Source organism: Stenotrophomonas humi, assembly GCF_001431415.1.
GTDB classification, from domain to species: domain Bacteria; phylum Pseudomonadota; class Gammaproteobacteria; order Xanthomonadales; family Xanthomonadaceae; genus Stenotrophomonas; species Stenotrophomonas humi.
Map to the genome: position 1 here is coordinate 1 of NZ_LDJI01000049.1, position 23,777 is coordinate 23,777.

17 protein-coding genes are annotated in these 23,777 nt (G+C 64.9%); 12 read left to right on the forward strand and 5 right to left on the reverse strand.

Annotated features, from left to right (window positions below; translation table 11 throughout):
* Positions 1-110: 110 nt before the first annotated feature.
* Positions 111-1,520 (reverse strand): class II fumarate hydratase, encoded by a 1,410-nt coding sequence (locus ABB26_RS17645; RefSeq protein ID WP_057636024.1) that lies wholly within the window; start codon positions 1,518-1,520, stop codon positions 111-113.
* Positions 1,521-1,723: 203 nt separating this feature from the next.
* Between ABB26_RS17645 and purB the strand changes: the two genes are divergently transcribed.
* From purB to ABB26_RS17680, 7 genes are all read left to right on the forward strand, one after another.
* Positions 1,724-3,091, forward strand: coding sequence for an adenylosuccinate lyase (gene purB, locus ABB26_RS17650; RefSeq protein ID WP_057636047.1), 1,368 nt, complete (start codon positions 1,724-1,726; stop codon positions 3,089-3,091).
* A gap of 200 nt (positions 3,092-3,291) precedes the next feature.
* On the forward strand, positions 3,292-4,764 hold the full coding sequence (locus tag ABB26_RS17655; protein WP_057636025.1) for a ribosomal protein uL16 3-hydroxylase: 1,473 nt from the start codon (positions 3,292-3,294) through the stop codon (positions 4,762-4,764).
* Positions 4,761-5,666: a GNAT family N-acetyltransferase gene (locus ABB26_RS17660; RefSeq protein ID WP_057636026.1), complete on the forward strand. Its 906-nt coding sequence runs from the start codon at positions 4,761-4,763 to the stop codon at positions 5,664-5,666. Before ABB26_RS17655 ends, ABB26_RS17660 begins: the two co-directional genes overlap by 4 nt.
* A 175-nt stretch (positions 5,667-5,841) precedes the next feature.
* Positions 5,842-8,673 carry a 2-oxoglutarate dehydrogenase E1 component gene (locus ABB26_RS17665; protein WP_057636027.1) on the forward strand — a complete coding sequence of 944 codons (2,832 nt, stop codon included), beginning with the start codon at positions 5,842-5,844 and terminating at the stop codon, positions 8,671-8,673.
* Positions 8,674-8,715: 42 nt separating this feature from the next.
* Positions 8,716-9,912: a dihydrolipoyllysine-residue succinyltransferase gene (gene sucB / locus ABB26_RS17670; protein WP_057636028.1), complete on the forward strand. Its 1,197-nt coding sequence runs from the start codon at positions 8,716-8,718 to the stop codon at positions 9,910-9,912.
* A 130-nt stretch (positions 9,913-10,042) separates the two neighbouring features.
* Complete coding sequence (lpdA, locus tag ABB26_RS17675) at positions 10,043-11,467, forward strand: dihydrolipoyl dehydrogenase (RefSeq protein ID WP_057636029.1); 1,425 nt, start codon at positions 10,043-10,045, stop codon at positions 11,465-11,467.
* Between the two features lie 123 nt (positions 11,468-11,590).
* The gene (locus ABB26_RS17680; protein ID WP_057636030.1) at positions 11,591-12,184 is read left to right on the forward strand and encodes an LOG family protein; all 594 of its coding nucleotides are present in this window, start codon (positions 11,591-11,593) and stop codon (positions 12,182-12,184) included.
* Between the two features lie 215 nt (positions 12,185-12,399).
* Here ABB26_RS17680 and ABB26_RS17685 read toward each other — a convergent pair whose 3' ends face one another.
* Positions 12,400-15,297, reverse strand: coding sequence for a bifunctional diguanylate cyclase/phosphodiesterase (locus tag ABB26_RS17685; RefSeq protein WP_057636031.1), 2,898 nt, complete (start codon positions 15,295-15,297; stop codon positions 12,400-12,402).
* A gap of 224 nt (positions 15,298-15,521) precedes the next feature.
* Between ABB26_RS17685 and ABB26_RS17690 the strand changes: the two genes are divergently transcribed.
* The 5 genes from ABB26_RS17690 (at position 15,522) to ABB26_RS17710 (ending at position 19,948) form a co-directional block, all read left to right on the forward strand.
* Positions 15,522-16,040, forward strand: coding sequence for an RNA polymerase sigma factor (locus tag ABB26_RS17690; protein ID WP_057636048.1), 519 nt, complete (start codon positions 15,522-15,524; stop codon positions 16,038-16,040).
* Complete coding sequence (locus ABB26_RS17695) at positions 16,037-16,990, forward strand: hypothetical protein (protein WP_057636032.1); 954 nt, start codon at positions 16,037-16,039, stop codon at positions 16,988-16,990. The genes ABB26_RS17690 and ABB26_RS17695 overlap by 4 nt, the downstream gene beginning before the upstream one ends.
* A gap of 301 nt (positions 16,991-17,291) precedes the next feature.
* The gene (locus ABB26_RS17700) at positions 17,292-17,888 is read left to right on the forward strand and encodes an IMPACT family protein (RefSeq protein ID WP_057636049.1); all 597 of its coding nucleotides are present in this window, start codon (positions 17,292-17,294) and stop codon (positions 17,886-17,888) included.
* Complete coding sequence (locus tag ABB26_RS17705; protein WP_057636033.1) at positions 17,881-19,656, forward strand: ABC transporter transmembrane domain-containing protein; 1,776 nt, start codon at positions 17,881-17,883, stop codon at positions 19,654-19,656. Before ABB26_RS17700 ends, ABB26_RS17705 begins: the two co-directional genes overlap by 8 nt.
* Before the next feature lie 91 nt (positions 19,657-19,747).
* Positions 19,748-19,948: a hypothetical protein gene (locus tag ABB26_RS17710; protein WP_057636050.1), complete on the forward strand. Its 201-nt coding sequence runs from the start codon at positions 19,748-19,750 to the stop codon at positions 19,946-19,948.
* A gap of 355 nt (positions 19,949-20,303) precedes the next feature.
* On the opposite strand, the gene ABB26_RS17715 is transcribed toward ABB26_RS17710, so the two are convergent.
* The 3 genes from ABB26_RS17715 to dnaJ all read right to left on the reverse strand — a co-directional run bounded on the left by ABB26_RS17715 (position 20,304) and on the right by dnaJ (position 23,661).
* On the reverse strand, positions 20,304-21,413 hold the full coding sequence (locus ABB26_RS17715) for a prephenate dehydrogenase (RefSeq protein ID WP_057636051.1): 1,110 nt from the start codon (positions 21,411-21,413) through the stop codon (positions 20,304-20,306).
* 14 nt (positions 21,414-21,427) lie between these two features.
* The gene (gene pdxY / locus ABB26_RS17720) at positions 21,428-22,336 is read right to left on the reverse strand and encodes a pyridoxal kinase (protein WP_057636034.1); all 909 of its coding nucleotides are present in this window, start codon (positions 22,334-22,336) and stop codon (positions 21,428-21,430) included.
* Positions 22,337-22,530: 194 nt separating this feature from the next.
* Positions 22,531-23,661 (reverse strand): molecular chaperone DnaJ, encoded by a 1,131-nt coding sequence (gene dnaJ / locus ABB26_RS17725; protein ID WP_057636035.1) that lies wholly within the window; start codon positions 23,659-23,661, stop codon positions 22,531-22,533.
* Positions 23,662-23,777 lie beyond the last annotated feature (116 nt).

Consider the following 23,777-nt stretch of genomic DNA (forward strand, 5'->3'; position numbering starts at 1 on the left):
CGCTGGCGCAAGGGCGTTCGAGGAGCAGCGAACCAGTGGTTCGCAGCCTGCTCCCCTCACCCCCCGCGCGGGAGAGGGGCTAAAAGCCGCAGCCTCGGCAGCTTCCGCATTTACTGCTCGTGAATCCCACCGCGCGTCAGCGCCGCCGGATCCAGCAGCCGCTTCAGTTCGGCCTCGGACAAACCACTGTCCTCCACCGCCACTTCCAACACCGGGCGCTGTTCCTTGTAGGCGCGCTTGGCGATGGCCGCTGCCTTCTCATAACCAATGATCGGATTGAGCGCGGTCACCAGGATGGGATTGCGCGCCAGCGCTTCACGAACACGATCCTGCTTGACCACCAGCCCGACGAACACCTTGTCGGCCAGCAGGTTCATCACGCTGGACAACAGCTGGATCGAATCCAGCAGGTTCGCGGCGATCAGCGGCAGCGTCACGTTCAGCTGGAAATTACCGGTCTGCCCGGCCACGGTGATCGCCGTGTGGTGGCCGATCACCTGTGCCGCCACCATCACGGTCGCCTCGGGAATCACCGGGTTGACCTTGCCCGGCATGATCGAACTGCCCGGCTGCAACGCTGGCAGCTCCACCTCGCCCAACCCGGCCAGCGGCCCGGAGTTCATCCAGCGCAGGTCGTTGGCGATCTTGATCAGCGCCACCGCCAAAGCGTTGAGCTGGCCGGACAACTCCACCGCATCGTCCTGTGCGGCCAGACCTTCGAACTTGTTCTCGGCGCTGTCGAACCTCACCCCCGTCGAAGCCGACAACACCTTGGCCACCTTGCCGCCAAAGCGCGGGTCGGCATTGATACCGGTACCGATCGCGGTGCCACCCAGTGGCAGCCGGCGCAAACGCTTGAGGGCATCCTCGATACGGGCCTGGGCCGATTCCAGCTGCGCCGACCACGCCCCGAACTCCTGGGCGAACGTCAGCGGCATCGCGTCCATCAGGTGGGTGCGGCCGGTCTTGACCACCTTGCCGAGCGTGCGTGCGCGCTTGTCGATGGTCTTGCGCAGGTGCTTGAGCGCCGGCAGCAGGTCTTCCACCGTGGCCAGCTGCGCCGAGACGCGGATGGCGGTGGGAATCACATCGTTGGAACTCTGCCCCAGGTTGACGTGGTCATTGGGGTGCACGGGGGTTTTGCCGGCCTTGCCGCCCTGATTGGCCAGGGTGGCGATGACCTCGTTGGCATTCATGTTGGACGAGGTGCCCGAGCCGGTCTGGTAGACGTCAATCGGGAAATGCGCGTCGTGGGCGCCGTCGGCCACTTCCTGCGCGGCAGCCTGGATGGCCTTGCCCACGCCCTTGGGCAGCAGGCCCAAGCCGGTATTCACTTCGGCCGCGGCGCCCTTGATCAGGCCCAGTGCGCGGATGAAGGCCCGTGGCATGCGCTGCCCGGACACCGGGAAATTCTCGACCGCGCGCTGGGTCTGCGCGCCCCACAGGGCCTCGGCGGGCACCTGCAGTTCGCCCATGCTGTCGTGTTCCGTCCGGAACCCCTTGTTGGAACCTTTGCTCATCATCAACTCCGCACTACTTTCGTTGGGGAAAGGGAAGCTGCGGCTGGCATTGGGCAGTCTTCCCCGGCTGGCGGCTACCGCCACGATACGCTCCGGGCCGGGCGAAGGCATCTGCGGCGGCCGGGATTCACCGGTCCACCGGCGGTGACCTCGCCGGGCAGCGTAGAATGTGCGCCCCCGCCACTGCCCCAATGCCCGCCGACATGACGGAATCCACGCTGCTCGCCCTGTCCCCGCTTGATGGCCGCTATGCCAGCAAGGTCGACACCCTGCGCCCGATCTTCTCCGAGTACGGCCTGATCAAGGCCCGGGTGAAGGTGGAAATCGAATGGCTGCTGGCGCTGGCCGCCGAACCGGGCATCAACGAACTGGCCGACTTCACGGCCGCTGGCAAGGCCAAGCTGCGCGCGCTGGCCGAGGGTTTCTCGGTCGACAACGCCGCGCGCGTGAAGGAAATCGAGCGCACCACCAACCACGACGTGAAAGCCGTGGAGTACTTCATCAAGGAGCAGCTCAAGGACGACGCCGAGCTGGCACCGGCGCTGGAGTTCGTGCATTTCGCCTGCACCAGCGAGGACATCAACAATCTGTCCTACGGCCTGATGCTGGCCCAGGCGCGCAGCGAAGTATTGCTGCCCGCCTACTCCGGCATCGCCGCATCGCTGCGCAAGCTGGCCCACGAGCAGGCCGAGCAGCCGATGCTGTCGCGCACCCACGGCCAGACCGCCTCGCCGACCACGCTGGGCAAGGAACTGGCCAATGTCGTGGCCCGCCTGGAGCGCCAGATCCGCCAGATCGCCGCGGTCGAGCTGACCGGCAAGATCAACGGCGCAGTCGGCAACTACAACGCCCACGTCGTGTCCTATCCTGCGGTGGATTGGCCGGCCTTCGCCGAGCGCTTCGTCACCTCGCTGGGCCTGGTGTTCAACCCGTACACCACGCAGATCGAGCCGCACGACAACATCGCCGAAATCGGCGATGCCGCCCGTCGCGCCAACACCATCCTGATCGACCTGGCGCGTGATATCTGGGGCTACATCTCGCTGGGCTACTTCAAGCAGAAGCTCAAGGAAGGCGAAGTCGGCTCCTCGACCATGCCGCACAAGGTCAACCCGATCGACTTCGAAAATGCCGAAGGCAACTTCGGCATCGCCAACGCCCTGTTCGAGCACTTCAGCGCCAAGCTGCCGATCAGCCGCTGGCAGCGCGACCTCACCGACTCCACCGTGCTGCGCGCCGTGGGCACCGCCTTTGGCCATGGCCAGGTCGGCCTGGAATCGCTGGCCAAGGGCCTGGGCAAGCTGACCGTGAACCCGGAGCGCCTCAACGCCGACCTGGACGCGGCCTGGGAAGTACTGGCCGAAGCCGTGCAGACCGTGATGCGTCGCCATGGCCTGCCGAATCCGTACGAGCAGCTCAAGGCCCTGACCCGCGGCCACGGCATCACCGCCGATTCGATGCGTGAATTCATTGAATCGCTGGAGCTGCCGGCCGACGCCAAGCAGCGCCTGCGCGAGCTGACCCCGGGTGGTTATGTGGGTTTGGCTGCTGGGCTGGCCAAGGCCATCTAAGTTCCGGGCGATGCGTCCCCAGAAGAGCCGGCAATGCCGGCTCTTCTGCTTTCTGAGACACGGCCAGCCTAAACCCGACCCCACTCACCAATTGATCCAGATCAGCCTTCCACCGTGCGGTTTGCGCCCAACAAGGGGACAATGGCCGCCTACGCGCGCGCAAGCGCCTGATTCCGTTTTCCGCTGCAAGGACTCCCCCCATGGCTGCACGCAAGCAAAAGACCTACCCGATCGAAGTCCAGGCCCGCGCCGGCCTGCCGCTGGGCATGGCCCCGGCAATCTTCCTGCGCGACTACTGGCAGAAGCGCCCGCTGCTGATCCGCGGCGCGTTCCCGGATTTCGAAAGCCCGCTGATGCCCGAAGACCTGGCCGGCCTGGCCTGCGAGGAAGGCGCGCTGGCGCGCATGGTCATCCACGACCGCGCCACCGACGGCTGGACCCTGCGTACCGGCCCGTTCCAGGAAGAAGACTTCCCGGGCATGCCTGACCACGACTGGACCCTGCTGGTGCAGGACGTCGACAAGTGGGACCCGGACGTCCGCGCACTGGTGCCGAATTTCTCGTTCCTGCCGCGCTGGCGCATGGACGACGTGATGATCAGCTTCGCCGCCACCGGTGGTTCGGTTGGCGCCCATGTCGACCAGTACGACGTGTTCCTGCTGCAGGGCCATGGCGAGCGCCGCTGGCAGATCGACGCCAGTGAATCGATCAACGGCAAGCGTCCGTCGCTGGACTTCCGCCCCGACGTTGAACTGAAGCTGCTCAAGAAGTTCAAGAAGACCCACGAATGGGTGCTCGGCCCGGGCGACATGCTCTACCTGCCGCCGAACGTGCCGCACAACGGCGTGGCCGAAAACCCCTGCCTGACCTTCTCCTTCGGCATGCGCGCACCGGCTTCGGCCGAACTGATCAGCGATTACCTGGACGACCTGGTTGCCGGTGCCGATGAGTCCATCCGTTACCAGGATCCGGACCTGAAGCTGCAGGACGACGTCAACGAGATCGACGATGCCGCCATGAAGCGCGTGATCACCGCGCTCAACGCCATCCGCATGAATGACCCGGATCGCCTCGGCAACTGGTTCGGCCGTTTCATCACCACCTACCGTTCGGCCGGTGACATCCTGCCGTCGCAGCCGCCGCGTTCGCCGGAAGAAGTAGAAGCCGAACTGGCCAATGGCGGCCTGCTCGAGCGCCACCCGTGGGCCCGCACCGCGTGGCGCCGCGCCACCCGCGGTGCATCGCTGTACTGCTCCGGCCACGCCTTCGCACTGTCGATCAAGGATGCCCAGCTGCTGGCCGGTGCTGAACGGCTGGATGCTGCTGCCTACGCCAAGCTGTCGGCCAAGGGCCGCAATGCCGTGCTGGAACTGATGGCTGGTGGCTTCTACCAGCTGCTGGACCAGGAAATGCTGGCCGCCAAAGCGGCCTGGGCCGACGAGGAAGAATCCGAAGAACGCGAGGACGGAGCACTCGTCGTTGCTGAAGAAGTCGAGTTCGAGGATGAAGACGAGGACGAGGACGGCTCCCCGGACGTGGAAATCGAAGTGTTCGAGTACACCCAGGCAGGTGAAGGCGAACCATCCAGCGCCCAGATCGACACCGTGCAGGTGAGCGAGGAAGGCGTTGAGGTCGTGGTCATCTGCGAGGACGACGACGCACCTTCGGCATGACCCCAACTGTCGGCTTCCAGGTTGAAACCGTCGACTACGCCGTGCAGCGCGACCAGCTGCACGGCGTACGTCATGCCGTGTTCGTCGACGAACAACGGGTGCCGGCGGAACTGGAAATCGACGCCTTGGACCCACTCAGCGTCCATGTCCTTGCCGTGGATGCCGAAGGCCATGCCATCGGCGCTGGCCGCTTGACCCCCGACCAGCGCATCGGCCGCATGGCGGTGCGCGCCGACTGGCGCGGCCGTGGTGTCGGCGATGCGTTGTTGCGGGTCTTGGTTGCCGAGGCCAAGCTGCGTGGCTGGGGTGATGTCACCCTGCATGCCCAGCTGCATGCCCGCGACTTCTATGCCCGCAACGGCTTTCTGGCTGAAGGCACCCCCTTCGAAGAGGCCGGCATCGCCCACCAGACCATGCGCCGGCGTCTGGACGGTGCGATGCGCATCGAAGACCTGGTCCAGGCCAGCGCGGCCGCCGCAACGGTGATCCACTACGCGCGCCGCCACCTGCACCTGCAACTTCGCGGCACCGATGGCCTGTTGTCCCAACCCCCGGTATTGGCCGCACTGCGCCGCTTTGCGACAGCCCGGCATGACAAGTCCGTGCAGCTGCTCGTCCACGAAGCCGACCTTCGCGCACTGCCCGAAGCCCTGGTAGCACTGGCTCAACGCCTGCCAAGCGTGTTCCAGCTGCGTGAGCCGGTGGACCCGATGGATTGCCAGGTGGTTTCTGCCGCCATCAGCAACGACAACGGCGACTGCTACTTTCGTCCAATGGGCGCACGCATCGAAGGCGAGCTCTGGCTCGATGCGCCAGCACGCACGCGTGTGCAGGAAGAACTGTTCCAGCGTATCTGGCAGCGGTCACGCACCTGCAGCGCGCTGCGCGTACTCGGCATTTGAGTCGTTGACCGGATGGGACAAGGCCTGGCCTCGTATTAATACTGGGGACAGTGTGCACGCCCCTTCCTGTCCCGTGAGGGGTATAATTTGGTGGTTAGAACACGCCCGCGCAGGACGCTGCAGCAAGGTCCGCCGGTTCCCAGAACTACCCCACAAGTGAATCCGACTCTCCATCGTGGACAATCTACTGAAGCAGTTTGCGCAATCATCGCAGCTCGCCGGCGGCAACGCCTCCTATGTCGAGGACCTGTACGAGCAGTACCTCGTCTCCCCGGACAGTGTGGACCCCAAGTGGAAGTCCTACTTTGACGGCTTCAAAGGCCGCGAAGCTGGCGATGTGCCGCACTCCGCCGCCATTGCCCACATCACCGAAGCCGCCAGGAATGCCGGCAAAGTTGGTGCCAGCGCCGGTGCCGGCGATGAGCGCGAGCGCAATGTCGGCCGCCTGATCACCGCCTACCGTTCGCGCGGCCACCTCGGCGCCAATCTCGACCCGCTGGGCCTGACCCCGCCGGTCAATCCGCCGGACCTGAGCCTGCCCTTCCATCACCTCAGCGATGCCGATCTCAACGACGAGTTCAGCACCGGCGGTGTGGGCGGCCAGCCGCGGATGAAGCTGCGTGATCTGCTTGCGCGCCTGAAGGCGACGTATACAGGCTCGATCGGCGCAGAATTCATGTATATCGCCGAAGTCGAGCAGCGCCAGTGGCTGTACCAGCGCCTCGAATCCACCGGTGGCAACTACAACCTGGATGCCGACACCAAGCGTCGCACCCTGGAACGCCTGACCGCCGCCGAAGGCCTTGAGCGCTACCTGCACACCAAGTACGTCGGCCAGAAGCGTTTCTCGCTGGAAGGCGGCGATTCGCTGATCCCGATGATGGACACCATCATCCGTGGCGCCGGCGCCGAAGGCGTCAAGGACGTGGTGATCGGCATGGCCCACCGCGGCCGTCTGAACGTGCTGGTCAACACCCTGGGCAAGAACCCGCGCAAGCTGTTTGACGAGTTCGAAGGCAAGTTCGAGCACGACGACCGCGCCGTGGCCGGTGACGTGAAGTACCACATGGGCTTCTCGGCCGACGTCGCCAGCGATGGCGGCCCGGTGCATCTGGCACTGGCGTTCAATCCGTCGCACCTGGAAATCGCCGATCCGGTGGTTGCCGGCTCCGTGCGTTCGCGCCAGGAACGCCGCAACGACACCGAGCGCAAGCAGGTGATGCCGATCCTGATCCACGGCGACGCGGCATTTGCCGGCCAGGGCGTGGTGATGGAGCTGTTCCAGATGTCGCAGGCCCGCGGTTTCACCGTCGGCGGCACCGTGCACATCGTCATCAACAACCAGGTGGGCTTCACCACTTCCAACCGCGACGATTCGCGCTCGACCCTGTACTGCACCGACATCGCCAAGATGGTCGCTGCTCCGGTCCTGCACGTGAACGGCGATGATCCGGAAGCGGTGGTGTTTGCGGCCAAGCTGGCCTATGACTTCCGCCAGCAGTTCCACAAGGACGTCGTGATCGACCTGGTCTGCTACCGCCGTTGGGGCCATAACGAAGCCGACGAACCGGCTATCACCCAGCCGCTGATGTACCAGGTGATCCGCAAGCACAAGACCACCCGCGAGCTCTATGCAGAGCAGCTGGAAGCCGCCGGCGTGATCGCCGCGGGTGCCGGCAAGGAAATGGTCGACAGCTACCGCAACAAGCTGGACTCCGGTGAAGTCACCACCGAGCTGGCCAAGGTCGAAAAGACCCCGGCCACCAGCAAGATGTATGTGGATTGGTCCAAGTATCTGTCCGGCAAGCTGTCCGACCCGGTCAGCACCAAGGTCGACATGGGCAAGCTGACCCAGCTCGCCACGCTGATCAACACCATCCCGGAAGGCGTGGAAGTCCATTCGCGCGTTGCCAAGGTGTACGACGACCGTCGCAAGATGGCCGCCGGTGAAATCCTGGGCGACTGGGGCTTTGCCGAGAACCTGGCTTACGCCACCCTGCTGGACGAAGGCAATGCGCTGCGCCTGGTGGGTCAGGACGTCGGTCGCGGTACCTTCACCCACCGCCACGCGATCCTGCACGACCAGAAGACCGACAACTACTACCTGCCGCTGCGTCAGCTGGTCGAGTCGCCGGAACAGGCCACCATCATCGATTCGCTGCTCAGCGAAGAAGCGGTCATGGCCTTCGAGTACGGCTTCTCCACCACCGATCCCAACACCCTGTGCATCTGGGAAGGCCAGTTCGGCGACTTCGCCAACGGCGCGCAGGTGGTGATCGACCAGTTCATCGCCTCCGGCGAAGCAAAGTGGGGCCGCATCACCGGCCTGACCCTGCTGCTGCCGCACGGTTATGAAGGCCAGGGTCCGGAACACAGCTCGGCGCGCCTTGAGCGCTTCCTGCAGCTGTGCGCACTGGAGAACATGCTGGTCTGCGTGCCGTCGACCCCGGCGCAGGCGTTCCACATGCTGCGTCGCCAGATGCGCATGGACACCCGCAAGCCGCTGGTGGTCATGTCGCCCAAGTCGCTGCTGCGCCACAAGCTGGCCGTGTCGAGCCTGGACGAAATGGCCAATGGCGAGTTCCAGCATCTGATTGGCGATGCCAATGCCGATGCGAAGAAGGTCAAGCGCGTGGTCGTGTGTTCGGGCAAGGTCTACTACGACCTGCTGGAAGACCAGACCAAGCGTGGCCAGGACGACGTCGCCATCGTGCGCGTGGAACAGCTGTATCCGTTCCCGCGCCCGGCACTGGCTGCCGAGCTGAAGAAGTACGGCAAGGCCACCGACGTTGTGTGGTGCCAGGAAGAGCCGATGAACCAGGGTGCGTGGTACCAGATCAAGCACCACCTGCAGGCATGCGTGGCCGATGGCCAGGCGCTGCACTATGCCGGTCGTCCGCGTTCCCCGTCGCCTGCTGTTGGCCACATGTCCGATCACCTGCGCGAACTGGCGCAGCTGCTCGCCGACGCACTGGTCAACAAGATCGACGACAACTACGCCGAATAAGCCCCCTTTTCCACAAGAAAACGAAACCAGGAAATCAGCCAAATGGCCACCGAAGTCAAAGTACCGGTACTGCCCGAATCCGTCTCCGACGCCACCATCGCCACCTGGCACAAAAAGGTGGGCGAGGCCGTCAAGCGCGACGAGAACCTGCTCGACCTGGAAACCGACAAGGTCGTGCTGGAAGTGCCGGCACCCGTTGATGGCGTGCTGAAGGAAATCAAGTTCCAGGAAGGCGACACCGTTACCTCCAACCAGATCCTGGCCATCATCGAGGAAGGCGCTGTTGCCGCTGCTCCGGCTCCGGCCGCTGCCGAGGCACCGAAGGCCGCTGCCCCAGCCGCCGCTCCGGCTGCTGCCGCTGCGCCGGCCCCGGCTGCCAAGTCCTCGGCCGATGCCCTGCCCCCGGGCGCCCGCTTCTCGGCCATCACCGAAGGCGTGAACCCGGCTGACGTTTCCGGCACCGGCCGTCATGGCGCGGTGACCAAGGAAGACATCGTCAACTTCGCCCGCAACGGCGGCGTCGGCAAGGCCGGTGGCGCACGTCCGGAAGAACGCGTGCCGATGACCCGCATGCGCAAGCGCATCGCCGAGCGCCTGATGCAGTCGAAGAACTCGACCGCCATGCTGACCACCTTCAACGAGGTCAACCTGTCCAAGGTGTCGGCCGCGCGCAAGGAACTGCAGGAAGAGTTCGTCAAGGCCCACGGCATCAAGCTGGGCTTCATGAGCTTCTTCGTGAAGGCCGCCGCCAACGCACTGCAGCGCTTCCCGCTGGTCAATGCCTCGATCGATGGTGACGACATCATCTATCACGGCTACTCGGACATCTCGATCGCCGTGTCCACCGAAAAGGGTCTGGTGACCCCGGTGCTGCGCAACGTCGAGCGCATGTCGTTCGCCGACATCGAGAAGGCCATCGCCGACTACGCCAAGAAAGCCCGCGACGGCAAGCTGTCGCTGGAAGAACTGCAGGGCGGCACCTTCACCGTGACCAACGGCGGCACCTTCGGTTCGCTGATGTCGACCCCGATCGTCAACCCGCCGCAGAGCGCCATCCTGGGCATGCACGCGATCAAGGATCGCCCGATCGCCGAGAACGGCCAGGTCGTGATCGCGCCAATGATGTACCTGGCCATGTCCTATGACCACCGCATCATCGACGGCAAGGATTCGGTGCAGTTCCTGGTGGACATCAAGAACCAGCTGGAAAATCCGGGCCGCATGCTGTTCGGTCTGTAATTCCGCTCTGCGCCCCTCTTCCGTTCACGGGAGAGGGGTTGGGGTGAGGGCAGCCTCACCCGCACCCTCATCCGGCGCTATGCGCCACCTTCTCCCGGCGGGAGAAGGGACAGGCAACAAGGAATCTCAAATGGCTGAACAATTCGACGTCGTCGTCATCGGTGCTGGCCCGGCCGGCTACCACGCTGCCATCCGCGCCGCGCAGCTGGGCCTGAAGACCGCCTGCATCGACGCAGCGCTGGGCAAGGACGGCAAGCCGGCCCTGGGCGGCACCTGCCTGCGCGTGGGCTGCATCCCGTCCAAGGCGCTGCTGGACTCCTCGCGCCAGTACTGGAACATGGGCCACATCTTCGATCAGCACGGCATCAGCTTCAACGACGCCAAGATCGACGTGAACAAGATGGTCGGCCGCAAGGACGCCATCGTGAAGCAGTTCACCGGCGGCATCGCCCAGTTGTTCAAGGCCAACAAGGTTGCCACCTACTACGGCTTCGGCCAGCTGCAGGCCGGCAACGTGGTCAAGGTCAAGCAGCACGACGGTTCGGAAGTCGAGCTCAAGGGCACCAACGTCATCATCGCGGCCGGTTCGGATTCGATCGAACTGCCGTTCGCCAAGTTTGACGGCAAGCACATCGTCGACAACGTCGGCGCGCTGGACTTCACCGAAGTGCCCAAGCGCCTGGCCGTGATCGGCGCTGGCGTGATCGGCCTGGAACTGGGCAGCGTGTGGAAGCGCCTGGGTTCGGACGTCACCATTCTTGAAGCACTGCCGGACTTCCTGGCCGCTGCCGACGCCGAAGTCGCCAAGGTTGCCGCCAAGGAATTCAAGAAGCAGGGCCTGAACATCCTGCTCAACGCCAAGGTCTCCAAGACCGAGATCAAGGGCGAGGAAGTCATCGTCAGCTACACCGATGCCGAAGGCGAGAAGAGCCTGACCGTCGACAAGCTGCTGGTGGCCGTTGGCCGCCGCGCAGCCAGCAAGGGCCTGTTGGCCGAAGGCACCGGCGTCAAGATCAACGAGCGTGGCCAGATCGAAGTGGACGACCATTGCCACACCGGCGTCGATGGTGTCTGGGCGGTGGGCGACTGCGTGCGCGGCCCGATGCTGGCCCACAAGGGCTTTGAAGAAGGCGTCGCCGTGGCCGAACTGATCGCTGGCCTGCCGGGCCACGTCAACTTCGACACCATTCCGTGGGTCATCTACACCGAACCGGAACTGGCATGGGTCGGCAAGACCGAAGCCCAGCTCAAGGCCGAGGGCATTCCGTACAAGGCCGGCAGCTTCCCGTTCGCCGCCAACGGCCGCGCCGTCGCCATGGTCGAGCCGGCTGGCTTCGTCAAGGTGCTGGCACACGCCGAAACCGACCGCGTGCTGGGTATGCACCTGGTCGGCGCCAACGTCTCCGAGCTGGTGCACGAAGGTGTGCTGACCATGGAGTTCAGCGGCTCCTCCGATGACCTGGCCCGCATCTGCCACGCCCACCCGTCGCTGTCCGAAGCAGTACACGATGCGGCGATGGCAGTGACCAAGCGCGCCATCCACAAGGCCAACTAAGCTCCACGGCCTGTGACCTGAAGGCTCCGCCCCGGCGGAGCCTTCTTGCTTTTGCATTCCCCCGAAACCGCGCCTGTTCATGTGCGGCGTCCGAACACCTTTCCCATCCATCAGGAAATCCAAATGAAGTCCATCTGCGTCTACTGCGGCTCCAACCCCGGTGCCAAGCCCATCTATGTCGAGCGCGCCACCGAACTGGGCAAGCGCATCGCCGACGAAGGCCTGCGCCTGGTGTATGGCGGCGGCCGTACCGGCCTGATGGGTGCGGTTGCCGATGGCGTGCTGAGTGCCGGTGGCGAAGTCACCGGCGTGATCCCGCAGCACCTGGTCGATATGGAAGTCGCCCACAAGGGCGTGACCACGCTGGAGATCGTCGGCTCGATGCACGAGCGCAAATCGCGCATGTTCGATCTGTCTGATGCGTTCGTCGCCCTGCCCGGCGGCTTCGGCACCGCCGAGGAGATCTTCGAAATGCTGACCTGGCGTCAGCTCGGTATCGGCAAGAAGCCTTGCGCGTTCCTGGATATCGACGGTTTCTACAAGCCGATGATCAACATGATCGACACCATGGTCAGCGAGCGCTTCCTGCACCCGGAACAGCGCGATGACCTGTGGTACGGCGAGGATTCGACGCAGATGCTGGAGTGGATGCGTTCGTACTCGCCGGCGCAGGCGGATAAGTGGTTTGACGAAAAGAAACGCAGCGCATTGCGGTAAGACGCAGGCGCGTGGCGACGCGGCAGACACTGCGGCGCATCGCTCTTCCTACGGCGCGGTTTGACGAAAAGAAGCGCAGCGCACTGCGCTGACACGCTGGCGGAATGCCCCGAGCTTCCGTCTCAGTCGCCCGGGCAGGCGAAACGCACCCGGGCCACTGACTTCATGCAGGAGCCGCATCACCGCGATGCATGCAGCGCATCGGCAAGCAACGCCTACCGCAGCAGCGTTTCTGCGCGTGGTGCCGGGTAGCCCAGCAGGTACCCCTGGCCGAAGTTGCAGCCCAGCCCCTTCAAGGTCTGCAACTGGCGCTCGGTTTCCACGCCTTCACCGATGGTCTCGATGCCCAGCGTGCGTGCCAGTGACAGCACCCCCTCCACCAAGGCCAGGGTGTTCTTGCCGTCCTCGGCGTGCAGGCCGGCGACGAAGCTGCGGTCCACCTTCAGCGCGCTGATCGGGAACCGGTGCAGATACGACAGTGCCGAGTAGCCGGTGCCGAAATCATCCAGCTGCACCACGATGCCACGCTCACGCAGCTGGTGCAGCGTGCGCAGTGTCCGTGGCGCATCATCCAGCAGTGCCATCTCGGTGATCTCCACCCGCAGCCGGCCGGGTTCGGCCCCCACCGCGTCCATCAAGCCGAGCAGACGCAGCGAAAACTCGGCTGAGCGGAAATGCCGCGGCGACACGTTCACCGAAATATAGCCATGCGTCGAGCCGGCAAGGTCCTCCATCACCTGCTCGTAGATCAGCCAATCGACCTCTTCGATCAGGCCGCTTTCCTCACCCAGCTCCAGGAAGTCTCCCGGCACCAGCATCCCGCGCCGCTCATGCTTCCAGCGCAGCAGCGCTTCATGCCCGACCACCTGGTTGTCATGCAAGGAAACGATGGGCTGATAGAACGGCACGAAATCCTGCTTCTTGATCGCGCGCCGGAGGTCCGCCTCCAACTCCAGGCTGCGCATCGCCTCTGCGTGCATCGCACCATCGAACATCACACAGCGATCCTGGCCCCTGAGCTTGGCGCGGTACATCGCTGCATCCGCATCACGCAGCAGGTCCGCACCCGAGGTATAGCGCGGGTTCCACAATGCAATACCGATACTCCCGGAAGGAAACAGCTCGCGCCCATCGATCCACATCGGCGCCTCCAGCGTTTTCAACAGCCGCCGGCCCAGCTCCATGGCGGTGTCCGCACCGCGCTCGCAGTTGACCAGCAGCGCGAATTCGTCGCCCCCCAGCCGCGCGACCACGTCTTCCGTCGCGGCAAGGGCAACCAAGCGGCGTGCCACTTCCACCAGCATCCGGTCGCCCGCTGCGTGACCGATACTGTCGTTGACCCACTTGAAGCGGTCCAGGTCCAGGAACATCAATGCGAAATGCGGGCTGATGCCCTGCTCCGCATTGGCGATGGCGCGTTCCAGACGGTCCTGCAGATGCAGTCGATTGGGCAACCCGGTCAGCACATCATGCATCGCAAGGTGCGTCAGCCGCTGCTCGGCGCGCATGCGCTCGCCGATCTGTGCGCGCAGCCTGCGATTCAACTCACCCAGTTCCTGGGTACGTTCGCTCACCCGCTGCTCCAGATCGGCATGGGCCTGCACCAGCCGCTGCCGGTCGCGCTGGCGCGCCAGTGCGTTGCCGATGGTCCGTGCGACAAACACCAGCAGGCGCTGATCGTCGGTGGTGAACACCACGTTCGGGCTGTAGCTCTGCACCGCGATCACGCCGGCCACTTCGTCGTCATTGAACAGCGGCACGCCCAGCCAGCATTGCGACTTGGCACCGAATTCATGCAGCTCTCCCGCAGCGATCAACGCGTCGATATCCGCACGCGTGGCCAGTACCGGCTCACGCCGCTGCAGGGTGTATTCGGTAAGTCCGTTACTGAAGGGACGCGGCGCCCGCTCACGGTTGAAACGATCCACCGAGTAGACGAACTCGATGCCATCAGCTTCCGGCGTCACCATCGCCACGTAGAAATTGCTGGCATCCAGCAGGCCGCTGATGATGCCGTGCACCTGCGCATGGAACTCGCTCTGACCGTGCCCGGTCATCGCCAGTTCGGAAATATTGAACAGCGCCGCCTGCAACTGCTCGGCACGACGTCGTTCGACGATCTCTGCCTGCAGATGATCGTTGATGTGCTCCAGGTCCTGCGTGCGCTGCAGCACCCGGTCTTCCAGCTGCAGGTGCGCCTGCAGGCGGTCCATCGCTGTCAGGATGTGCTTGGCCACGAAGTTCAGCACCGCGCGCTCTTCCGCACCATAACTGGCCTCGGCCACGTAGCTCTGCACGACGATCGCACCGCAGACCCGGTTGTCGCGCCACATCGGCACACCCAGCCAATCCGCGCTTTCCAGGCCCTCCATCCGTTCGGCCGGGCGCTCCAGAAACTGCACCAGATCGCGCGATGGCCCGCTGATCACCCGGCCATGGCGCAGCACCGCGAAGGTCAGACTGCCGGGCATCTCCTCATAGCGATAGCTACGCCCTGGCTCGGGAACGAAGCTGTCCTGCGTATCCACGAAGTAGAGAAATTCCAGGCTAGCCTGCTGCTCGTCGCACATGACGATGTAGCAGTTCTCGGCATACATCAGTGAACACAGGATGCGATGGAAGTAGGACAACATCTCCGGCATCGCCAGATCGGCACCCGTCAGGTCGGCGATCTCGAACAGCGCCTTCTGAAGTTGCTTGGAACGCTGCAGCTCTTCGATCTGCAGGCGCTGGCTCATCGACTCCAGCGCGCAGCCGATCTGCACCCGCGCCGCGTCCTGCCACGCCGCCAACGGAGCCGGCGCCAGCGGACCTTCGGCCTTCAGCAGCAGCACCAGACGTGCGCCGTTCTCGTGTTCCCATTCAAATGCACCGGCTGCCAAGGCCGCAGCGGTCAGGCCTTCATGCAGCGCCTGCCCCGCTTGCCTGCGCAGCGCATCGGCAACGGCCGGGAAGCAGCAACTGCCCTGACCCAGCGTTATGTCACGCCACGCCAGCGCAACTGACGTGTCGGCAGGAAGCAACCCTTGCAATGTCGCCACCACGTCGGTGATGGGCGTTCGTGCATCTACGCGTGATATTCCGGAACGCGCCTCAAGCTCGCTATGCGACATCTATATCCGCTCTCTCTGGACCCCAATCACTTGGAGTTCCCCCTGCCACGCAGCATACCGTCCCGGCCGCCCTGCGGAAGGCCCGCCGGCGTCAGAATTTTTCGCTTCACTTACATGAATGAGTGGAACCCCTGGCCCGATCGGCCGCTGGTCAGAAACCGCCCCAGCACTTAGGCTTGCGCCCCGTGGATACCGCCGTGCACGCCCCGACCGATGAAACGCTGATGCTGGCCTACGCTGGCGGCGACTCCGAGGCGTTTGCGCAGCTTTATGCGCGCCACCGCGCCCGGCTTTTCCATTATCTGCTGGGCCAACTGCGCGATCGACCGCTGGCCGAGGAATTGTTCCAGGACGTCTGGCAAAAGATGATCCACGCCCGCGCGGGCTGGAAACCCGACGCCGCGTTCGCGACCTGGTTGTTCCGAATTGCCCATAACCGCCTCAACGATCACTGGCGCGCGTCCCGCCATCGCCCGGCGGCACCGGACGATGCGGACGAACGCACCGCGCGCTTGGCCGACACGTGTACCCCTGAATTACTGGCCGACGAGCAAGCACTGCGCCTACAGCTCCATCAGGCTTTGGCCGAGCTGCCGGCGGAACAGCAGGAAGTGGTCCTGCTGCGACTGGAGCAGGAACTGAGCCTGGAGGAAATCGGGCAGATCACCGGCGTGGGCCGGGAAACCGTCAAGTCGCGGCTGCGCTATGCGATGGACAAGCTGCGCGCGAGGTTGAGCGAATGAACATCTCCGACGACATGCTGACTCCGGAAGAACGCGAAATCGCCCGCCTGCTCGGTCGCCCAGACCCTGCCGCAGGCCCCAGCGCCCGTGTCGACGCTGACATCATGGCGATGGCCCGTGCGTCACAGGCCGCGGCTGGAACGCCGTTGTCCGCACTTCCGCAAAGTACCCGGCCAACCCGCTGGGGGCGTCGTCGCCGCGTGTTCTCGTCGCTGGCGGCCGCGGCCTCGCTGGTGCTGGTGGTCGGCTTGGCCTGGCAGCTGCGCCCGGTGACACCGCCGCCCCCGATGCAACAGGAATCGGCCGACGAAGCCGCCGCCACCGCACCTGTGCAAGCAGCGTCTGCCGATATGCAGGCCATCGCCGAACCTGATCCGGCAAGTCCCGCGCCAGCCCCGATGCGCTCCATGGCGCCGCCTGCACCCGCTCCCAAGCCAGCGGCAAAGGCCGAACCCCGCCCCATCGCGCGCAGCGCACCTGCTCCGGCTGCTGCTCCAGCGGCCGATGCCCTCGCAAGCCCGGCCGACCAGGAAGTACTGGACGCCCCCTACACGGCGGCCACTCCGGTTTATGCACCTGCGCCGCCCGCTCCACCAGCACCCGTTGCTGCAGCGCCGTTGACCAAGACCGCAAGCGGCGTACAGGCCAAGCAGGCAGAAGCGTACTCAGCCGAAGCGCGCGAGCGCGCGATGCAGTTCCGTGCACTACCGCCGCCACCGACGGATCTGGCCGCCGCCAGCGGCAACGTCGTTGCCGAGCACATGCAGCAGCAACAATTGATCGATGTTGATGCCGACGCCTCGCTGTCGCGCCACAAGTGGCTGCTCAAGATCCGCGAGCGTCGTGACAATGGCGACATCGAAGGTGCCCGCACCAGCCTGCGCCGTTTTGTGCAGGAGTACCCCGAAGCTCGCATTCCCCGTGATCTGCGGCCCTTGCTCAAGGATTGAAGCCGGCCGGCGCGTGACGCGCGCCGACGTGCGTCCTGCATCCTCGACCACCGCTCTGCGGAAGCCATATTCCCCGTAGCCCGGGCAAGCAACCCGCCCGCCCTGGGAGCCGCTGATGCCTGCGCTGTGCATGCCAATGCTCCGGTGGTCCATCGTGCCGATACGCTTCCGGGTGCGGTTCGCTTGGCCGGGTTACAACGGCTGGAAAATGATCCTGGACTGCAGCGGCATGACAAGCGTCCATCCCCTGCACTTCCCGACATGCCGACAGCTCCATCGCCAACCACATAGAATGGCGGTGATGCTCGACACCCTTGCCGCGCCCGCCAGCCACGAGTTGGAAATCAAACACAGCCGCTTCATCGCGCACGCAGCCCCCATCGGCAATGCGACCGACGCGCTGGCGTTTGTCGATGCGGTGTCCGTGGTCGATGCCACCCATAACTGCTGGGCGTACCGTCACGGCAACGAGTACCGCTCCAGCGACGATGGCGAACCGTCCGGCACCGCCGGGCGGCCGATTCTGGCGGCGATCGATGGCCAGGGCTACGACCGTGTCGTGGTGGTGGTGACACGCTGGTACGGGGGCATCAAACTCGGCGCCGGTGGCCTGGTGCGCGCGTATGGCGGCACTGCCGCCGAATGCCTGCGACTGGCCCAGCGCAGCCCCTTGATACCGATGGCCGAACGTATCCTGCATTGCGGCTTTGAAGACATGGGCATCGTCCATACCCTGCTGGGCAGTGCCGGTGCCGAAAAACTCGACGAACAATTCCTGCCCGAAGGCCTGCGCCTGCACGTGCGCCTTCCCGCTGACCGCCTCGACGCGCTGGCCATCCGCCTGCGCGACGCCACCCGTGACCGCCTGCGCCTGAGCGAGCCCACCAGCAATGACTGATGCCAAGCAAGACACTCCTTCGCCCCGCCGCCTCAAGAAGCTCGGCAGCCTTGGCACGCTGTGGCCCTTCGTGCGGCGTCATGCCGGGCTGTTCGTGGGCTGGCTGCTGGCGCTGGCGGTGTCCTCCACAGCCACGCTGAGCCTGCCAATCGCGGTCAAGCAGATGATCGACAACGGTTTCTCCGGTGGCGGTGGCCAGATCAACCAGGCCTTCATGCTGATGTTCGTGGTCGCGCTGGTTCTGGCACTGGCGACCGCAGTGCGGTTCTTCTTCGTGTCCCTGCTCGGCGAGAAGGTCGTCGCCGACCTGCGCGACCAACTGTATGCGCACCTGATCGGCCTGGACGCCGGTTTCCACGACCGCAACCGCAGTGGTGAGCTGGTCTCACGCCTGTCCGCCGACAGTGAACTGCTGCGCAGCGTGATCGGGTCGACCATGTCCGTTGCCCTGCGCAGCACCGTCACCGTGATCGGCAGCATGGCCATGCTGTTCGTCACCAGCCCGCGGCTGGCACTGTATTCGTTGATCGGCATTCCGTTGGCGGTGCTGCCCATCGTGCTGGGCGCACGCAGGCTGGAGAAAATCTCCCGCGCCAGCCAGGACCGAGTCGCCGACGCCAACGCGCTGGCGGCCGAAACCCTGGGCGCGGTACGCACCGTGCAGGCGCATGCGCGCGAGCCCTATGAACGCGGTCGCTTCCAGGATGCGCTGCGCGTCACCATCGCCACCGCGCGCCGCCGTATTGGTACTCAGTCACTGGTCACCGCGATCGCGATGGTGCTGGTGTTCGGCGCGATCGTCGCGGTGCTGTGGTCCGGCGCCCATGATGTGGTCGACGGCCGCATGAGCGCAGGCACGCTGGGCCAGTTCCTGCTGTACGCGCTGATCGGTGGCGGCTCCGTGGGTGCCCTTGCCGAGGTCTGGAACGAGCTGCAACGTGCGGCCGGCGGCATGGGACGCATCTCCGAACTGTTGAATGAAACCCCGCAGATCACCGCGCCCGCGCACCCGCAGCGATTGCCGACGCCGCTGCGTGGCGAAATCCGCTTCGAGCAGGTGTCATTCCATTACCCGCAGCGCCCCGACCGACCCGCGCTCAACGCGTTCAGCCTGACCGTGGCGCCCGGCGAAACCGTGGCATTGGTCGGCCCTTCCGGCGCCGGCAAGAGCACCGTGCTGTCGCTGCTGCTGCGCTTCCACGACCCGGACGAAGGCAGCGTGAGCATCGACGGCGTGGACCTGCGTCAGCTTGACCCCGCGCAGCTGCGCGAGAGCATCGCATTGGTGCCACAGCAGCCGGCCCTGTTTGCGGCCAGCGCCGCCGACAATATCCGCTACGGGCGGCTGGAAGCCAGCGATGAGGAAGTCCGCGCGGCCGCGCGTTCGGCCGAAGCCGATGAATTCCTGATGCAGCTGCCCGAAGGCTACGCAAGCGACCTGGGCGAACGCGGTGCGCGCCTGTCCGGCGGCCAGCAGCAGCGCGTGGCGATCGCCCGCGCCCTGCTCAAGGACGCACCGATCCTGCTGCTGGATGAAGCCACCAGCGCACTGGATGCCCAGAGCGAGCGCGCGGTGCAGCAGGCGCTGGAGCGGTTGATGGCTGGCCGCACCACGCTGGTCATCGCGCACCGCCTGGCCACCGTGCTCAAGGCCGACCGCATCGTGGTGATGGACCATGGCCGCATCGTCGCCCAAGGCACGCACGCCGAGCTGCTGGCACAGGACGGCTTGTATGCCGAACTGGCGCGGCTGCAGTTCATTGATTGAAAACGCTCAGGTGACGCTGGCATAACGTGGCTGGCGGCAAGCTCGGCAAGCGATGCGCAGCATGCATCGCATTCCCGCAAAGGAGGCCGCCATGGCGTTTCGACAGTTCCCCGCAACCACCGAAGATGGCGAAAGCTGGATCGTCATCGAGTTCAAGGATGAGGACGGCGGCGCCGCGCATTCAACGCGCTATGAATTGGCCGATGGCCGTGCGCTGATACGCGAAGGTGGTCGCCTTTCCACCTCCGACGGTGAGGTCACGCTGTCGCTGAGCCAGCCGTATCGGGCCTGAGATGAATGGGCTTTGCCGATATGGCCGTGAACTGGTCAATATTTAGGCAGGTGTCTTGACAGCGTTGTACCGCAAGGGCTGCCGACGATTATCCACATGGTTGTGAACAACTCATCCACACCTGCTGTGGATTACTGCACAGACGCATCTCATGGATTGAGACGCGCGCCGCCTGATCGGGTCGCCCATCACCAGCGCACCGGCAAGCCGCCGATATGTGCGGCGCTTATGGAGAGGGTTGATTGGGGCCCTTCGAGACGGCCCCATATCCCGGGCCCGCCTCGCTTATCCGGCCGCAACAGCGGGAATGTATCTTCGGGCGATGCAATGCGGGAGTAGCACACTGCTGTGCTCCTCAGCGCCCCAGCACACGACCGATACCGCTGCGGTCGATTTCCTCGGCAGCCGACGCCAGCACCTCGGCCGCATAGGCCTGCACGAACCCCATGCGGAAATGCACTTCACCGGCAGGCGTGCGCGAGGAATGAATCGAGGCCAGGCTGATACCGTGGCGCTCGAACACATGCAGCAGCTCGCGCAATGACCCGGGGCGATCTTCCGGCAGATGCACGCTCATGGCGCGCGGGTCGGTCAGATCGGCTAGCAGGTAACCCACGCGTTCGAAGCTGTAGTTGCCGTCACGCAACGTCTGTTCGCCCAGCGCCTGGCGGTTGTCGATGAGGAACTGTTGGCGGAACGCCGCGCGTGCGGTGTCATCGCCCTCGGCCAGCAAGGCGCGCAACCGGCCCAGTTGATCCAAGAGATGATCCAGCACCTCGCCTGCATGTGGATTGCCGAACTGGATGTCCTCGTAGATGGCCGGGTTCAAGCTCAGGATGCGCGAGATGACTGCCGTATCCAGCTCGAACGCTGCCGAGCGGTAAGGCATCAGCTCCTGCAGCTGGCCCAGCAGGGGTGCGTACTCTCGCAGTACACCTGCCTGCGCCAGATGCGTGGCGTGCACCATCGCCTGCACCAGTGCCATCACCCGGTCGTGGTGCTCGGCGGTACCGCGTACACATTCGGCCTGGAGGGCGATGCACAGCTCGTCCAGCCACGCCTGCCAACGCGCATCCAGCCGCGCTTCGCAGACCACCATCACCCGGCCCTTGAGCGTGGGCGCCTTGGGTGGCGCGGTCATCGGGTGCAGGCCCGCAACGGACGCCTGCGACTCCAGCATCGCCGCCACCGGCTCTGCTTTCACTGAGGTGACATCCAGCCATAACCGCCCGCGCTCACGCCCGGCCGACTGCTGTACATAGTCACGGATCAACGCCGGCGTGCAGCGGATCGGTGCCGAAAACAGCAGCACGTCCGCCTGCTCCAGCAACTGCGCCGGAGTCTGTGATGCCGGGTCGACCGGATCGTGGCCGATGACCTCCAGCCCCATGCGCGTCTCGAAGAAGCCACGCAGCCAGCGCCCATAGGCACCACCACTGCCCACGATGCCGATCCGCGGACGCATCACCGCGGGTTCGCTCACGCCAACCGCTCGGCGCGGAAGCGATGCGGCGTCGCCAGTGCCGCCGGCACCGCCGCCAACACATCGAACTCTTCGACGCCGTCGCTGAGCGTGACTTCCAGTGCCGCGTGCACGCCGGCAATGGCACGTCCCACCGAATCCTCGAACGTATGGCCCTTGATCAGGAAGGCCACCAGCAGCGACATCAGCACATCACCGGTACCAGCGACATCCACCGGCAGATGCGGCGAGGTCCAGCGCCAGATTTCTTCGCGACCGATGGCCAACGTCACCAACTCGCCGGGGTCGCCGGACACCGAATGGGCGATCACCCATTCCGGGCCGCGCTCAAGCAGCTTGCGCGATGCGGCAATGGCGTCTTCCTGCTCCAACGCCGGCATGCCCGTGAGGCGGCCCAGTTCGAAAGCATTGGGCGTCACCAACCACGCGTGTGGCAGCAGACGCTCGGCAAACACGCGCTCCAGCCCAGGCTCGACGTAGGGCCCGGTATGGGTGTCGCCGATCACCGGATCCAGGCAGTAACGCAGGTCCGGCGATTGCGGCAGCACCTCATCCAGCCAGTCGGCGAACGCGGTGCCATTGTCGACACTGCCGAAGTAGCCGGATACCAGCATGCGGGCACGCTGCGGCAGGCCGCGCTCCTGCGTGCCAAGCAGCAGATCGGCGAACCAATCCGCCGGCAACACGCGCCCGCGCAGCGTCGAATAAAACGGCGCGTTGCTCAACAAGGTGGTAGGAATCTCCGCCACGCGCAGGCCCAGCGCGCGCAACGGCGGCACCGCAGCGCTGTTGCCGGCATGGCCGTAAACCAGCTGAGACTGGACGGAAATCACGTCCACCGGCAACGGCCCATCCGGGCGTTGCCGGCGACCGTGCACAAGATGGCTATGGTCGACTTCATTCATGGCTGCATTCTACGTCCGCACACCGGCATGCGGTTGCTGACGATTGCGTGCGCAACCAATACCAAATGCCATAACGCAGAAAACCGCAGCGAACTGCGGCTTTCTGCGACGGTGCGATACGGTACCGAGCCATGCCCGACAGCGGCATTACCGGTGACACTTCAACGGCGCACGGATCCCTGCTGCCGCTGCGCTCAGGACTTCATGCGTTCCCAGAAGCCCTTCACGCCATCCAGGAAGGTCGCCGACTTCGGCGAATGCTTGCGCGCATCGTCACCACTGAAGCTTGCCTCGAACTGTTCCAGCAACTTGCGCTGGTCGGCAGTGAGGTTGACCGGTGTTTCGACCACGATGCGGCAATACAGATCGCCCTCGGTGCGACTGCGCACCGACTTGACGCCCTTGCCGCGCAGACGGAACAGCTTGCCGGTCTGGGTTTCAGCCGGAATACGGATTTCCGCTTCGCCGCCCAGCGTGCCCACGCGTATCGCATCGCCCAGCGCCGCCTGCGAGATGCGGATCGGCACTTCGCAGTGCAGGTCGTCGCCATCACGGGTGAAGATGGGATGGTCACGCACGCGCACTTCCACGTACAGATCACCTGCCGGCGTACCCGCCGGGCCGGCTTCGCCTTCGCCCTGCAGGCGAATGCGGTCGCCGGTATCCACGCCCGCCGGCACTTTCACCGACAGCACCTTGTCTTCCTCGACACGGCCATTGCCATGGCAGGTGTGGCAGGGCTTGGCGATGATCTGACCGCGGCCGTCACAGTTGTGGCAGGCCTGCTGCATCGCGAAGATGCCGCGCTGCACGCGCACCTGGCCACGACCACCGCAGACGTTGCAGGTGTCTACCTTGCCGTCTTCCGAACCGCTGCCGTCGCAGTCACCACACTCGGCCAGGGTCGGGATTTCGATGCGACGCTCGACGCCGGCGACCGCCTCTTCCAGGTCCAGCTCCATCACGTAGCCGATGTCGGCACCGCGACGCGGCTGGCGTGGACCGCCGCCACCACCGCCAAAAATATTGCCGAAGATATCGCCAAAGATATCGTTCATGTCCGGACCGCCAGGGCCGCCGCCACCGCCGCCCATGCCGTGCTCGAACGCAGCATGGCCATGGGCGTCGTACATGCGCCGCTTGTTGCCGTCAGACAGGATTTCGTAGGCTTCCTTGCACTCCTTGAAGGAGGCTTCGGCGCCGGCATCACCCGGGTTGCGATCCGGGTGGAACTTCATCGCACAGCGACGGTAGGACTTCTTCAGCTCCTCGTCGGTGGCGGTGCGGGCTACGCCCAGTACTTCGTAATAGTCGCGCTTGCTCATTTCGGGAATCGGGTTCCGTGGCTCGGGATTCGTCAAAACAAAGGAGCGGAACCGCTTCCGCCCCTCTGCTGGGCGCCCCGACGTCGGCTTGCCCGTTTGTCAGGACCAGGTGTTGC

What these genes read in the sequence shown, in the direction of transcription:
- ABB26_RS17645 (WP_057636024.1), bottom strand. Translation starts at nt 1,520, where the DNA reads ATGAGCAAAGGTTCCAACAAGGGGTTCCGGACGGAACACGACAGCATG.
- purB (WP_057636047.1), top strand. Translation starts at nt 1,724, where the DNA reads ATGACGGAATCCACGCTGCTCGCCCTGTCCCCGCTTGATGGCCGCTAT.
- ABB26_RS17655 (WP_057636025.1), top strand. Translation starts at nt 3,292, where the DNA reads ATGGCTGCACGCAAGCAAAAGACCTACCCGATCGAAGTCCAGGCCCGC.
- ABB26_RS17660 (WP_057636026.1), top strand. Translation starts at nt 4,761, where the DNA reads ATGACCCCAACTGTCGGCTTCCAGGTTGAAACCGTCGACTACGCCGTG.
- sucB (WP_057636028.1), top strand. Translation starts at nt 8,716, where the DNA reads ATGGCCACCGAAGTCAAAGTACCGGTACTGCCCGAATCCGTCTCCGAC.
- lpdA (WP_057636029.1), top strand. Translation starts at nt 10,043, where the DNA reads ATGGCTGAACAATTCGACGTCGTCGTCATCGGTGCTGGCCCGGCCGGC.
- ABB26_RS17680 (WP_057636030.1), top strand. Translation starts at nt 11,591, where the DNA reads ATGAAGTCCATCTGCGTCTACTGCGGCTCCAACCCCGGTGCCAAGCCC.
- ABB26_RS17685 (WP_057636031.1), bottom strand. Translation starts at nt 15,297, where the DNA reads ATGTCGCATAGCGAGCTTGAGGCGCGTTCCGGAATATCACGCGTAGAT.
- ABB26_RS17690 (WP_057636048.1), top strand. Translation starts at nt 15,522, where the DNA reads ATGCTGGCCTACGCTGGCGGCGACTCCGAGGCGTTTGCGCAGCTTTAT.
- ABB26_RS17695 (WP_057636032.1), top strand. Translation starts at nt 16,037, where the DNA reads ATGAACATCTCCGACGACATGCTGACTCCGGAAGAACGCGAAATCGCC.
- ABB26_RS17700 (WP_057636049.1), top strand. Translation starts at nt 17,292, where the DNA reads ATGCTCGACACCCTTGCCGCGCCCGCCAGCCACGAGTTGGAAATCAAA.
- ABB26_RS17705 (WP_057636033.1), top strand. Translation starts at nt 17,881, where the DNA reads ATGACTGATGCCAAGCAAGACACTCCTTCGCCCCGCCGCCTCAAGAAG.
- ABB26_RS17710 (WP_057636050.1), top strand. Translation starts at nt 19,748, where the DNA reads ATGGCGTTTCGACAGTTCCCCGCAACCACCGAAGATGGCGAAAGCTGG.
- ABB26_RS17715 (WP_057636051.1), bottom strand. Translation starts at nt 21,413, where the DNA reads ATGCGTCCGCGGATCGGCATCGTGGGCAGTGGTGGTGCCTATGGGCGC.
- pdxY (WP_057636034.1), bottom strand. Translation starts at nt 22,336, where the DNA reads ATGAATGAAGTCGACCATAGCCATCTTGTGCACGGTCGCCGGCAACGC.
- dnaJ (WP_057636035.1), bottom strand. Translation starts at nt 23,661, where the DNA reads ATGAGCAAGCGCGACTATTACGAAGTACTGGGCGTAGCCCGCACCGCC.